11 protein-coding genes are annotated in these 14,039 nt (G+C 55.6%); 10 read left to right on the forward strand and 1 reads right to left on the reverse strand.

The window, feature by feature from the left end; all coding sequences use genetic code 11:
- Window positions 1-9: 9 nt before the first annotated feature.
- The 10 genes from IBX51_RS02625 to IBX51_RS02670 all read left to right on the forward strand — a co-directional run bounded on the left by IBX51_RS02625 (window position 10) and on the right by IBX51_RS02670 (window position 12,333).
- Window positions 10-1,671 (forward strand): DUF1302 family protein, encoded by a 1,662-nt coding sequence (locus IBX51_RS02625; RefSeq protein ID WP_291828435.1) that lies wholly within the window; start codon window positions 10-12, stop codon window positions 1,669-1,671.
- A 19-nt stretch (window positions 1,672-1,690) separates the two neighbouring features.
- On the forward strand, window positions 1,691-2,956 hold the full coding sequence (locus IBX51_RS02630) for a DUF1329 domain-containing protein (RefSeq protein WP_291828437.1): 1,266 nt from the start codon (window positions 1,691-1,693) through the stop codon (window positions 2,954-2,956).
- A gap of 37 nt (window positions 2,957-2,993) precedes the next feature.
- The gene (locus tag IBX51_RS02635) at window positions 2,994-5,066 is read left to right on the forward strand and encodes a hydantoinase/oxoprolinase family protein (protein ID WP_291828439.1); all 2,073 of its coding nucleotides are present in this window, start codon (window positions 2,994-2,996) and stop codon (window positions 5,064-5,066) included.
- 4 nt (window positions 5,067-5,070) lie between these two features.
- Window positions 5,071-6,942: a hydantoinase B/oxoprolinase family protein gene (locus IBX51_RS02640; RefSeq protein ID WP_291828441.1), complete on the forward strand. Its 1,872-nt coding sequence runs from the start codon at window positions 5,071-5,073 to the stop codon at window positions 6,940-6,942.
- On the forward strand, window positions 6,942-7,532 hold the full coding sequence (locus IBX51_RS02645; RefSeq protein WP_291828442.1) for an isochorismatase family protein: 591 nt from the start codon (window positions 6,942-6,944) through the stop codon (window positions 7,530-7,532). The genes IBX51_RS02640 and IBX51_RS02645 overlap by 1 nt, the downstream gene beginning before the upstream one ends.
- A gap of 97 nt (window positions 7,533-7,629) precedes the next feature.
- Window positions 7,630-7,959 carry an isopropylmalate isomerase gene (locus tag IBX51_RS02650; RefSeq protein ID WP_291828443.1) on the forward strand — a complete coding sequence of 110 codons (330 nt, stop codon included), beginning with the start codon at window positions 7,630-7,632 and terminating at the stop codon, window positions 7,957-7,959.
- A gap of 10 nt (window positions 7,960-7,969) precedes the next feature.
- Window positions 7,970-9,379: a 3-isopropylmalate dehydratase large subunit gene (leuC, locus tag IBX51_RS02655; protein WP_291828445.1), complete on the forward strand. Its 1,410-nt coding sequence runs from the start codon at window positions 7,970-7,972 to the stop codon at window positions 9,377-9,379.
- A gap of 1 nt (window position 9,380) precedes the next feature.
- The gene (gene leuD / locus IBX51_RS02660; protein ID WP_291828447.1) at window positions 9,381-10,016 is read left to right on the forward strand and encodes a 3-isopropylmalate dehydratase small subunit; all 636 of its coding nucleotides are present in this window, start codon (window positions 9,381-9,383) and stop codon (window positions 10,014-10,016) included.
- A gap of 21 nt (window positions 10,017-10,037) precedes the next feature.
- Window positions 10,038-11,927, forward strand: coding sequence for a sigma 54-interacting transcriptional regulator (locus IBX51_RS02665; protein ID WP_291828449.1), 1,890 nt, complete (start codon window positions 10,038-10,040; stop codon window positions 11,925-11,927).
- Between the two features lie 13 nt (window positions 11,928-11,940).
- Window positions 11,941-12,333, forward strand: a complete 393-nt coding sequence (locus IBX51_RS02670) for a RidA family protein (protein ID WP_291828451.1) — start codon at window positions 11,941-11,943, stop codon at window positions 12,331-12,333.
- A gap of 20 nt (window positions 12,334-12,353) precedes the next feature.
- On the opposite strand, the gene IBX51_RS02675 is transcribed toward IBX51_RS02670, so the two are convergent.
- Complete coding sequence (locus IBX51_RS02675) at window positions 12,354-13,997, reverse strand: fatty acid--CoA ligase (RefSeq protein WP_291828453.1); 1,644 nt, start codon at window positions 13,995-13,997, stop codon at window positions 12,354-12,356.
- Window positions 13,998-14,039: the final 42 nt, after the last annotated feature.

Genomic DNA, 14,039 nt, shown 5'->3' on the forward strand with positions numbered 1-14,039 from the left:
GATACCAACATGAAAAAAGAAAACAAGACTGTGGCAATGGTTGGCCGTCCCTGGCAACGAGGGCTTTTGGCGGCTGGTGTCTTGGCGGCGTCTGCGAGTGCTTCGCAGGGCGTGTTTGCCAGTGAAGATAATTGGCTGACAAAAGACTGGGAAGTGAGCGGTTACCTTCGCCAGTACCTCTCCTGGAATCTGGAAAATCCTACATTGATAGGTCCGGACGGACAGCAGCGCGATGACTATCGTTACGATCTTTCAATGGCTCGCACGGTTGCAAAGCTCGACCTCTACCGGGATTTTGGTAGCTGGCGTACCAAATTAACTGGGCGCATTTCCCGCGAATCGCCAACGGATTACGGCAGAGACCTGCAAGATGTTATGGATGAGTGGGCAGCCACAGGCGGGGCTAGCGGCTCCGCTGTTAACCTGCGCGACGACGTTTATAACGATGAAGAGTTGCGGGAATTTTGGATACAGGGTGATCTGACCCAATCAACAAACCTGAAAATCGGGCGTCAGCAAGTGGTATGGGGCGAGACTGACTTCTTCCAGTTGCTGGATGTTGTCCATGGATACGATTTCCGCTGGCGTTCATTCCTGGAGCCGGAAAACGAAGAGCTCCGCAAACCACTGAACATGGTCAACCTTACGCAGCAGTTTTTTGACCTAAATGGCAGCCTTCAGTTGCTCTACATTCCCGGGCAGCTCAATGACGGCAAAGACCGGGGAAACAATTACGACGTTGAGGGTGGTCGCTGGGCGAATAATCCGAACAAGGGCATAACGTTTGCCTCTGCGCCTTTCGGGGCGAACGTAAGGTACAACTACGATCATCCGGACGCGGACATGGACGATGACTCGTTTGGTCTCCGCTGGAGTGGTCTGGCAGGTGACTGGGGCTATTCTGTTGGTTGGTTCCATGGCCCGAATCCCAACCCGGTGGCGAATCCGAATCCGGCAATCAATCCTGGGCAGCCGCAGCTGCAAACCGGACCTTACAAAGGTGTCTATCAGGGTGGGGCGACCGAGGCCGGCGAGTTTATTTTCCCCTTCATTGATGTCTTTGGCGTGACTGCCAATAACTACTTCGCGGGACCTGATCTGGTCTTCAGCACAGAGCTCGCATTTATTCCCAACGCACCATACAACGTGGGTATTGCTAGCAATGCCAATGGTGGGGCGGGCTGCGGCTTCTTCCCCGGTTTTTGTGGCATTGAAGAGAAGAATCTGTTCCGCTCAATGTTCCGCATCGACAAGCAGCTTGACCTTCAGGGTGTTCTGGGCACCAGCCGTCCATCGTTCTTCACGGTTCAGTTATTCAATAATTGGATAACCGATTTCAAAAAGGAAGAACAGTTAGTCAACCTCGCGGGTTTTGGTGGTGAAACAAAAGAATTCAGCAGCATTATAACGGCTGTTCTGGCTACCAACTATGCAAACGACCAGATCAACCCATCCCTGGCGATTGGCTCTGATCTGACGTACGGCGGCGGCTTCATTATCCCTGCGGTTGAAATGGCTTATGGCGACCATATTCGCATCCGCCTCGAAGCTGACATTTTCTTCCACGAGAAGGATCAGGACCGTCCACTTCAAGGCTTTAACGACACAAACCTCTTTGGCTACTTCTCCGGTAACGACCAGTTAGTCGCCCGGTTGACGTATCAGTTCTGAGATGATGAGGAGAGCGACAATGAAAACAATGACTTCCGCAAAATGTCTTGCTTTGGCAGTCGGTTTTGTAGCCAGCACGGGCGTGTTGTCCGCTGCCGAGCTCACTGCCGGTGATACCATTAACGCCAGTAACCTGGAACAACGTCTGTCAGATACGTTTCATGGGGACAGCCTGGACGCTCTGCTGACCGATCGGCAAAAGCAATTGATCCGGGACGAGGGCTTGGTGATTACCTTGAAAGATCCGGAGCCCATCAAACTGGGTGCCGACTACCTGTCGGCGACCGAGCAGTACTCCGGTAGCGTCAGTTTTAACCCGGATACGCGGATGATGGAAGGCTGGCAAGCTGGCATGCCGTTTCCGAACGTCGATGAGACCACCGAGCATGCGGCAGAGAAGCTGATCTGGAATCACCACGTTGCTCAGCCAACGAAGAATTTCCAGGATTACCCAGAGTTTGCCTATCTGTTTGTGGACGACCGTCGGGGGCTAGAGCGGACCCAGGAGTGGGTACTTCGCCGTTATTACATGAAGGGCCGCCTGGGCGAGGCCAGTACCGTAGAGGGCGACGGTGACATTCTGTGGAAGCAATTGCTGTATGCAACGTATCCGGCAGATATCCGTGGATTGGGCTTGTTCACCATCCGCTATGACAGCCCAAAGCTGGATGACAGCTGGGCTTACATCAAATCTGTTCGTCGTACCCGCCGCTTGTCTGGTGGCACCTGGATGGATCCTATTGGTGGCACCGACCAGCTGAATGACGATATCGAGATTTTCAACGCGCATCCTACCTGGTATCCAGAGTACCGGCTTCTGGAGAAAAGAAAGGTTTTGGTCGTTGCCAATAGCCAGTCAACCGCTTGGGATAAAAGTGAGAGAGGGAATGCGCAGTACCCGATAGTGGATCTTGACCAGGCACCGTATTGGAACCCCAAAGACGAGTGGGAGCCCCGCGAAGTATGGGTAATTGAGGCTGTCGCTCCCCCTGAGCATCCGTACAGCAAAAAAGTCATGTATATGGATACCCAGTTCCCGCGGTTTTACATGGCAGACGTTTACGATCGTAAAGGCGAGTTCTGGAAGTGGATGAACTACAACCTGCGCACCATCGAGACCGAGGATGGCGACCGGGGTATTGTCTCCAATGCAGGCTTCACCATCGATTATCAGCGCCGTCACGCGACCATCTTTGTTCTGGCGCCCAGCGCCAAATTGAACACCGATGGTTTTAATGGAAACTCCATCAGTTTGCGTGAGCTTGAGCAGGCAGCGGTTCGCTGAAGCCAGCCCTATCCTTTAGAGAAGTCAGGAGATACGTATGAGCTTTCGACTAGGGGTTGATGTGGGCGGGACCTTCACGGACTTGCTTCTAATCAACGATGATACTGGCGCAACTTATACCGCCAAGGTCCCCTCAACCCCATCGGATTCGTCCGTTGGGGTTCTGAACGGGATCGAGAAGATCTGCCGCACCTCGGGCATCGACCCGAAGCAGATCCGCTCTGTGATGCACGGCACCACGGTTGCCACCAACGCGATCCTCACCCAGAAAGGTGCGAAAGTCGGTCTGGTGACCACTCAGGGCTATAAGCAGGTTCTACACATTGCTCGCTCGTTTGTGCCGGGCGGCCTGGGCGGCTGGGTGATATTCAAGAAGCAGCCGCTATTGGCCCCTCTGGAGCACACCGTGGAGGCGATCGAGCGTTTAAGCGCCAGTGGTGAGGTTGTTACACCGTTGGACGAGGCCGATATCCGGGCAAAGCTTGAGCAGCTTCGGGCCGCCGGCATCGAGGCTCTGACGGTGTCGCTGATTAATGCATACGCCAGCGGCATCCATGAAGAGCGGATTGCCGAAATTGCGGCGGAGGTGATGCCCGATATTCCTGTGTCACTGTCTTCCCGGGTCGTTCCGGAAATGCAGGAGTATGAGCGCACGGAGACAACGGTGGTGAACAGCTTTGTTCGCCCCGAAGTGTCCAGCTATCTGGACCATCTGGAGGCGGAAATCAAATCTCGCCTGGCGGACGACGTGCAGCTCTCAATCCTGCGCTCCGATGGTGGTCTCGCGACCTGTGATTCGGCCTCTTATACGCCGGTCAACCTGCTGCTTTCCGGCCCCGCCGGAGGTGTGGCCGGTGCCATCTGGTTCTGTTCTCGAGGCGGCTTTGACAAGGTACTGACCTTTGATGTTGGCGGTACCTCCACGGATGTAGCTCTCATCGAAGACAATCACGCGCGACTGCGCCGGGAAACGCGCGTTGGCGATGTGGCCGTTCGCGCACCCTCGGTTGATGTCCGCACCGTGGGCGCGGGCGGTGGCTCTATCGCATTCGTGCCGGAACTGACCAAGGCGCTCCGTGTGGGCCCGGCCAGCGCCGGCGCCGAGCCGGGTCCGGCGGCCTACAACAAGGGCGGTGAACAGCCCACGGTGACCGACGCTAACGTGGTGTTGGGCTACCTTCCTGCCAACCAGAAGCTTGGCGGCGACATGGAGATACGCAAGGATCTGGCCGAGGCTGCGGTCCAGAAAGTGGCGGATGCCATGGGTGTGCCGCTGAAAGAAGCGGCGGAGGGAATTGTCCGTATTGCTAATGAGCACATGTTCGGGGCTCTGCGCCTGATCTCAGTAGAGCAGGGATATGATCCGCGAGAATTCGCCTTGTGCGGATTTGGAGGCGCAGGTCCCTTGCATGCCAATGCCCTGGGCATTCTGATGGATGCCTGGCCGGTGATTGTGCCGCCATCTCCGGGTGTGCTCTGTGCCTATGGTGACGCAACTACTCGTGTGAAGGACGAGGCGTCCCGGTCCCTGATAAAGGGATTCTCCCAGCTTGAGAAAGAGGGTGTTGTTAGCATCCTCGAAGGGCTTACCCGCCAGGTTACCGCGTCCCTCGAGGAGCAGGATATTCCGGCTGATCAGCAGGCAATCACCTGGCAGGCGGACGTACGCTATCAGGGACAGGCACTGCTGCTGACTCAGGATGTGTTGCCCGCTGCACTTCGGGAGCAGGGTCTTGACCTTCTCAAGAGCGCTTTTGACGCTGAGCACGAGCAGCTATTCAGCTTTTCACTTGACGAAGAGCACGAGCTGGTGAACCTGCGCGCTATTGCACGGGCACCGCGACCGAATATTGTCGAAAAGGAGTGGGCAGCCGAGGCGACTGATCTGGCGCAGGCGATCACCGGTGAAAGCCTGATTTACTTCAATGGCGATGACCATAACGCCACGCTTTACGACCGCGAACGGCTTTGCCCGAGCCACGTTGTGCCGGGGCCGGCCATCGTGACCGAAATGGATTCCACCACTGTCGTCTTCCCTGGCTATCAGGCTGAAGTGGATAAGGTGGGTAACCTGTTAATTGTACCTGTCGGCCGCCAGGGCAAGGAGTAATCGTATGCCTGCGAATATCATTCAGCCAAACAGCACCCCGTTGCAAAAGGTCGACGTGGATACTGTCACCCTCGATATCATCGAGAACGCCATGGCGAACGCCCGCAACGAGATGGATGCGGTCCTGATCCGGACGGCCATGTCACCGGGCATCCGGGAGCAGGGTGATGCCTTTCCGATGATTGCCAATCATGAAGGCAAGATGGTGGTCGGGCAGTTCGGCTCCTTCATCACTGGCTTCATCCAGTCATACAATGGCGATATCGAAGAAGGGGATATCTTCCTCACCAATGACCCATATATGTGTAATGGCGCCGTGAGCCACTTGCCGGACTGGCTGGTGCTGGTGCCGATCTTCAAGGATGGGCGCCTGATCAACTGGGCTGCCATGTTTGGCCACATGTCCGACGTTGGCGGCAAGGTGCCGGGCAGCTTGCCTACAGACGCCCAGACTATCTTCGAGGAGGGTATCCGCATCCCACCGCTGAAGATTTACAAGAAGGGCGAACTGAACCATGACGTGCTGGAGTTGATCCTTCATAACGTCAGAATGCCACGGTGGAACCGTTCGGATTTCAACGCGATCGTAGCCTCGTGCAGAACTGCTGGGCGCAGATGTGTTGAGTTGGCCGAGCGCTTTGGTGACGATATCTTCAGCAGCTCCCTGGGTATGATGCTTGAGCGTAATTACATCGCGATGCGGGAAATTATCCGCAACGTGGTGCCAGAGGACAAACGCTCTTTCGAAGACTACATCTGCGATGATGGCGCGGGTCTTGGTCCTTATACAATCCGTTGCACCATGTGGCGGGAAGGTGACAAAGCGATCTTTGACTTCGAGGGCACCGACCCCCAGGCGCCGTCATCGGTGAACTTCTACCTCAACGAGGAGATGTTCAAGATGTTCTTCGGGGCTTTCACCATCAACCTGTTTGATCCGTCGATCCTTTTCAACGACGGCTTCTATGATCTGGTAGAAGTGCACATACCCCAGGGCAGCATCCTCAAACCGAACTTTCCGGCTGCACTGTCCTGTCGGACCCATCTTCTGGGCAGGATATTTGACGTGATGGGTGGCCTGCTCGGCCAGGGCACACCGGACGCCATGAGCGCCGCGGGCTTCTCGGATTCACCGCACTTTATGTACTCCGGCTACGACCATAAGGGTGAATGGTTCCAGTTGTTCCAGATTGGTTTTGGTGGCATTCCCGGTCGGCCGATTGGCGACGGTCCGGACGGTCACAGTCTCTGGCCAGGCTTCACCAACGTACCGAATGAATTCGTGGAGGCCTACTTCCCGCTTCGCATCGAAACTTACGAAACCATCATTGATTCCGGCGGCGCTGGCAACCACCGCGGCGGTAACGGTATCCGCATGGGCTATCGATTGTTGGCCGACGGCGAGATTTCTATCCATGACGATCGCTGGCTGACCTACCCCTGGGGTGTAAACGGCGGTGACCCTGGCATGCGCAGCCGGAAGGAACTGATAAAGTCCAGTGGCGAACACCGGGTGCTACCCTCCAAGTGCGATAATATCAAAGTGGAAAAGGGCGACCTGGTCATCTTCGACACTTGGGGTGGTGGTGGTTGGGGAAATCCCCTGGAGCGCGATCCATCTGCGGTGGCAACCGATGTGGTTAAAGGCCTGGTTAGCGTTGAGGGTGCTCGCCGCTACGGTGTGGTACTGGACGCAAAAGGTGCAATTGACGAGGCGGCCACCAGTGCGCTACGTACCGAGATGGCTGGCAGCCGCGATGGCGATGCCCTGTTTGCTCGTGGCGGTACCATCGAGGAAATAAAGGCCCGGTGTGAGGCTGAGACCGGGTTGCCGGCGCCGGCAACGCCTGTTTGGGCCAACCAGGGAGGTGCCTGATGCCGCTGCAATCGAGAAGCATCACCCGGGCTGAGAAATATGCACTGGTGGTTGTTGATATGAGTATTGGGTTCACTGATCCGAGCCGGAGCCCTCTGGCCTCGGAAGCCAACTCCGTTATCGAAGCCAACCAACACCTGCTCGCGATTTTTCGCGAGCAGGGCTTGCCGGTGTTTTTCACCACCGTTGCCTACAGCTCACCGGATCAGGCCCGGATATTCCGGGAGAAATTGCCCGAGCTGAACGTGCTTGAAGCGGGCTCCGGGCTTGAAGACATTGACCCAAGGGTTGCTCCAGAGGAAGGGGAGCCCGTGATCGTAAAGCACTGGCCCAGCGGGTTTTTCAAGACGGACCTCGATGAAAGGCTTCGCGAGGCTGGCGTGGATGGTGTAGTGGTAACCGGTCTGACCACCAGTGGTTGCGTCCGTGCGACGGCGCTAGGGTGTTTGCAGCATGAATACCGCACGATCGTGCCCCGTGAAGCGGTCGGTGACCGGGACCTGGACGCTCATGAGGCCAACCTCAAAGATCTGGAGCTTAAATATGTTGATGTTCTCTCGCTCGAGGAAACCATCCGCAAGCTCAAGTAATCTTTCGATCAGAGTTTTTACAGTCGGTCTGGCGCTGTTGCTGGAAGCCTGCGTTACAGCGCCAACTCGATACGAGGGAGCAAACTTTGCGGCTTTCGTGCAATCCCTGGCGTCGCAACCGCAGGTTTGCGCCAATTACCGGGAGCTTTATGTTCAAGGCTTCAGACAAAACGTCGCGGGTCTGAGCAAGGCGGATGAGCGCCTTCAGAGCCAAGCCCGGGAAAACCTGGAGCAAAGCCGAATGCTTCTTCGACAGGCCGGGCTGTCACCGACCGATTGCGCCCGGCCCCACTGCATCATAGAACCACTGCAGGGAGGCAGACTCGACAGCTGGTGCGGCTACCGCCTGGCTGCCGACAGGGGCGAAGAACTTTATCAATGGCTTGACTGGGAAACTGTTCAGGCTTCGGTGCAACGCCAACAATGAGGACAACAAAATGGCTGCACTTACGCTTTACGACAAGCTCTGGCAGCGGCATCTGGTGGATGAGCTGTCTGACGGTTCAGCCTTGCTTTATATAGACCGTCATTTGTTGCATGAAGTAACTACGCCCCAGGCATTCTCGGGGCTTCGCGCGGCCGGCAGGAAACCCTGGAGAATCCCCGCCAATCTAGCGGTACCGGATCATGCCGTGCCAACCCGCAAGCGGGAGCTTGGAATTGCCGGAATCGCCGATAAAGTGGCACGGAAGCAGGTTGAAATGCTGTCGCTTAATTGTGAGGAATTTGGAATACCGCTTATCGAACTGGAGGATGCCCGACAAGGGATCGTGCATGTCGTGGGACCAGAGCAGGGCTATACGCTGCCGGGCATGACGCTAGTTTGCGGAGATTCCCATACCTCCACTCACGGAGCCTTCGCGACTCTGGCGATGGGCATAGGTACCAGTGAAGTGGAGCATGTTCTCGCCACGCAGACCCTAAGAACCCAGAAGCAGAAAAATATGCGGGTGGTTTTCGAGGGGCTGCCCGGTTTTGGTGTAACGCCCAAAGACCTGATCCTGGCTCTGATCGGTCGCATCGGCACTGCCGGTGGAACCGGTTACGCGGTTGAATACTCTGGTGATGCTATCCGAAATTTATCTATGGAAGGGCGCATGACCATCTGCAACATGAGCATTGAGGCCGGAGCTCGGGCCGGCTTGATAGCTTACGATCGGGTTACCGAACAGTTTGTTGAAGGGCGCCCCCATGCACCCGTGGGAGAGCGTCTTGAACAGGCTCGTGGGTATTGGCGCACGCTGGTATCGGACACAGACGCCGAGTTTCATAGGGAGGAGTATTTCCAGGTGGACTCTCTGGTACCACAGGTTACCTGGGGTACGTCGCCGGAGATGGTTACCGGCATCGACGGCAAGGCGCCTGTTTTGTCTGAGCTGGCCCCGGAACAGCGGGAATCGGCCAGGCGCGCTCTGGACTACATGGGGCTTTCGCCAGGCCAGTCGTTAAAAGGTGTAGCGATCGACAAGGTATTCATCGGTTCTTGCACCAATGCCCGAATGGAGGATCTGAGGTCAGTTGCCAATCTGGTTAAGGGGCACAAGGTACATCGGTCTGTACAACAGGCGTTGATTGTTCCCGGTTCCGGTCAGGTCCGCTTGCAGGCAGAGCGCGAGGGGCTGGATGTGATTTTTCAGGATGCCGGTTTCGAGTGGCGATCGGCAGGGTGCTCGATGTGCCTGGGCATGAACGACGATCGTCTTAACTCGGGCGAGCGATGCGCCTCAACCTCAAACCGGAATTTTGAAGGTCGGCAAGGCAAAGGAGGGCGGACGCATCTGATGAGCCCCCTGATGGCGGCTGCTGCTGCGTTAGCCGGCGAACTAACCGATGTGAGGGAGATTTAGTATGGAGGCATTCAAGACACACACGGGTCTGGTTCTTCCTTTCGACCGGTCGAACGTGGACACCGATGCAATACTGCCCAAACAGTATCTCAAAATGCTGGAGAAAACAGGGTTCGGAGACTTCCTGTTTGATGACGAGCGTTATCTGGACCCGGGAGATGTGGAGATACCCGTTTCCGGGCGTCGTCCGGACCCGGCGTTTATTCTCAATCAGGCGCCCTACAATCGAGGTTCCATCCTGCTAGCTCGAGCCAACTTTGGCTGTGGCTCGTCCCGAGAGCATGCTGTCTGGGCCCTGAAGGATTTTGGAATTCGTGTGGTTCTGGCCAGCAGTTTTGGTGATATTTTCTTCAATAACTGCTTTAACAATGGCGTGCTTCCAGTAATACTCGATGAATCAACCATTGACGAGTTGTTCGAGTTGGCCAGTGGCATGGGCGGCCTGGAACTGACGGTGGATCTGGAGCAGTGCCACATTCACACTCCGAGGACGACGTTGCGTTTCGTGGTTGAACCGGGGCGGCGTGAGAACCTCCTGAGCGGTCTTGATGAGATAGGTCGCACGCTTACCCATTCTGAATCTATTCGGGCCTACGAGGCAAAACGCCGTGGGCTGGAGCCCTGGGTTTTTGATTAGAACGGAAGCGGGGAGGGAATATTGGAATTCAATAACGCCGAAGCGGATCGGGTTAAGGTGTGCCTGATAGGCAACTCCAAGCTTAGCAAAATGGTTCATTCCCTGATTCCGGAATTCCAGTCCATTGCCGAGATCATCATCATCGACAGCATTTTCAACGATGCCTTGATGTCTGCCCGGCGCCTGGTCGAGCACGATGCGGTGGATGTGTTCATCAGCGCAGGCGCCAACGCGCACTATCTGAAGGACACGATGCCCGTCCCGGTTGTACCGCTGGGGCTTCGGCAATCCGATTTGGTTAACGCCGTTCTGAAAGCCCGCCAGATCAGCAAGAAGATCCTCCTGCTGACCTATGAGCATCAGAGTACCTGGACTGAATTCCTCGACTACGTTGAAGGTGTCGATATTGTTCACCGAACCTACCAGACGGCTGAGGAGGCAAGGGAGACTTTCCATGGAGTTGAAAAAGACGGTGTTGGTGTGGTCATCGGCTCCAGTTTCATCTGTGATCTGGCTGAACAGGAGGGACTGCCGTTTATCATGGTCTACTCCCGGGAGTCTTGTCGACTTATGGTTCAAAAGGCCATCGCTGTGGCCGGTGAACACAAACGCGAAAATGAGCGCCGGGCATTTATACAGTTCCTGATGGATAACGCAAGTACCCCGACGATCATCACCAACCGGGCTGAACAGGTTATCGGATTCAACCGAAGTGCCCTGAGCCTGGTAAAGGGGCTTGCCCGTAATAAACGCATTGATCGCTTCCTGGATGGCCGGTTTATGCAAACGTCGGACACGATAGCCGAGGGAATTCCATTAGGAGAGCGGCTATGCCGCGTTCAAAAAACGCCGTTTGAAATTGACGGCAAACGAATTGGTCATCTGTACGCCATCACCCCGGCGCCTGAGAGGAAATCCAGCGCTGGTGGCAAGGCATCTGGGCTGATTTTCAGGTCGGAGCGAATGGCAGAGGCGGCCCATTTCCTTCAGGTCTACGGTGCAACCCCTGGGGCGGTGCTGCTCAGGGGGGAGACGGGGACGGGCAAAGAACTTGCGGCCCGACTGATTCACGAGTCCAGCGCAAACAGTGAGGGGCCGTTTGTTGCCATTAACTGCGCGGCGATACCCAGCGAGCTGTTTGAGTCTGAACTGTTTGGTTACGCTGACGGCGCTTTTACCAGTTCACGGAGTGGCGGAAAATCCGGCTTGCTGGAAACGGCCAACAATGGCACTTTTTTCATGGATGAAATTAACTCCCTGCCGGTGCCGCAGCAGGCAAAGCTGCTCAGGGTGTTGCAGGAGCGAGAAGTGCGGCCAGTGGGTTCTCATCGTTCCATTTCCCTCAACATCAAGTTTGTGGCTGCCTGCAATCATGATCTCCTGGAGGAGGTTCGTGAGGGTCGATTTCGGGAAGATCTCTATTATCGGCTCAATGTGTTTATTGTGAATCTGCCACCATTACGGGAACGTTTGGAGGACGTTGAACCGCTAACCCGTTACTTTATTCAGACCCATGGCAGGCAGTACGGAATCAACGTTGATGAGGATGCACTCGCAGATGTTCTGGTTTCACGGTTCAAGCGCTATCGATGGCCGGGCAATGTACGCCAGCTCGAAAATCTGATGGAGCGGTTGTTGGTGTCATCCACTCTTTATTCATCCACCGAGCAGTTTGCATCACAGCTGCAAAGTCTCGCGCCAGAGTTATTCAAGACTCCAGATTGTGGCAGCTCTCAACATAGTGAGGTTGGGCACCTTCAGAGTATAGAACAGGAAGCAATCCTGAAGGTTCTTGAGCAATTTGGTGGGAACAGGCTAAAAGCCTCAGAATATCTTGGAATAAGCCAGACTACGCTATGGCGACGGTTGAAACAGATCAACGCTAACGCTCGCTCCATAGGCAACGATTGATTGGGAGAATGCGATGACTATTGGAACAGAACCGATTTTCCTTGAATCTGATCCATTTGAAAATTTTCTCATTGGCCAGGGCCATTGTGTGGGTAATCTGGTTTTTCTCTCGGGGCAGGCCGCACTTGATCAGCACGGCCAGATCAGAGGCGTCGGGGATATTGATGCCCAAATAAATCAGGCTATGGCGAACATTGAGCGGGCACTGAATGCGGCAGGATCGGGAGTCGATCGAATTTTTAAGATAACCGTGTATCTCACAGACATGGCCCACTTTGACAGTGTTATGAAGATGCGGGAGCGATACTTCAAAAAACCTTGGCCTGCGGACACCACTGTCGGTGTGTCCGCACTGGCGCTGCCTGAATTAATGGTTGAGCTTGACGTTATTGCCACCCGGCCTTAACCGAGTGGCAGCGCATTGGTTTACTGCAACTGATCCCGAATCAGTTTCTTGTTGATCTTGCCAACACTGGTCTTCGGAATGTCCTCAACAAAGTCGATTTGTTCGGGAATGGCCCACTTGTTGATGTCGCCACTCTCGACGAACTTGCTCAGGTGCTCCTGGATATCCTTCAGCGATACGTCCTCGCCCGGCTTCAAGGTGATCAGGGCGTAAGGCCGCTCACCCCATTTCTCGTCCGGCACACCGACCACAGCGGCACCGGCGACGGCCGGATGCTGGCTGATCAGGTTTTCCAGATCCAGAGACGACAGCCACTCGCCGCCGGTTTTGATCACATCCTTGATGCGGTCTTTGATGGTCAGGGTGCTGTTCGGCTCCATCGAGGCCACATCGCCGGTGTGCAACCAGCCGCCCTGCCACAGCTCTTCGCCTTTCTCCGGTTCTTTAAAGTAGCTCTGGGTCAACCAGGGTGAGCGAGCAACCACTTCGCCTTTGGCTTCTCCGTCGTGGGCTACCGGATTGCCATCGGGATCTACAATTTCCAGTTCAACCAGCGGCGCCGCGATGCCCGTTTTCACCCGGATCGCCGTCTGTTGTTCCAGGGGCAGTTCCATATCTTCCGGCTTGAGGTGAGAGGCGCTCAGCAGTGGGCAGGTTTCAGACATACCGTAAGCGGTATACATCTTGATGCCGAGCTTTGCCCCGGCGTCACACAGGCCTTTGGTGAGCGCGCTACCACCGATCAGAACATGCCAGTTGCTCAGGTCGGCGGTTTTAATGGACTCGGTAGCCATCATCATCTGCATGATGGTGGGTACGCAGTGCGAGAAAGTGACTTTGTGTTCTTTTAGCAGGTCGACCAGCAGTTCCGGTTCGTAACGGCCGGGGTAGACCTGCTTGATGCCCATCATGGTAGCTGCGTAAGGCACGCCCCAGGCATGAACATGGAACATCGGAGTCAGCGGCATGTACACCGACGACGAGCGCATTAGCGGCATTTCATCGAACGAGGCCACAGTGCCGGTCATCACCAGGGTGTGCAGCACCAGCTGGCGGTGGCTGAAGTACACGCCTTTCGGGTTGCCGGTGGTGCCGGTGGTGTAAAAGGTGGTGGCAACGCTGTTTTCGTCAAAGTCCGGGAAATCGAACTGGTTGTCGGCTTTCTCCAGCAAGGCTTCGTAGTGGCCGATAGTATCAACCGACGTCGCTTTTGCGGTGTCGTTGTCGGTCAGCTGAATCCAGGTCTTGACGGTCTTGATCTCGTCTTTGACGCCCTCGATGATCGGCAGGAAGTCATCGTGCACCAGCACCACGTCGTCCTCGGCGTGGTTCATGGTGTACACAATCTGTTCGGGCGACAGCCGTACGTTAACCGTGTGCAGAATGGCGCCAATCATCGGAATGGCGAAGAAGCACTCCAGATAGCGTGGGGTGTCCCAGTCCATCACCGCCACCGTATCACCGGCTTTCACACCGGCGTCGGTCAGGGCATTGGCCAGGCGATGGATACGATCCACCAGATCGGTGTAGGTGTACTTGCTGCGGTTGGAATAGACGATTTCCTGGTCGGGATTGTAACGAGGCCCGGACAACAGGAGCTGTTTGATCAGAAGGGGGTATTGGTGTGCGTTATCGGCCGCTTGCAGAATGCGGGTTTGTGCCATGGTTTACACCTCTTCGACGTCTTGTTGAGTGGTTGTTTTTAT

The organism is Marinobacter sp. (genome assembly GCF_014859525.1).
Classification (GTDB): Bacteria; Pseudomonadota; Gammaproteobacteria; order Pseudomonadales; family Oleiphilaceae; genus Marinobacter.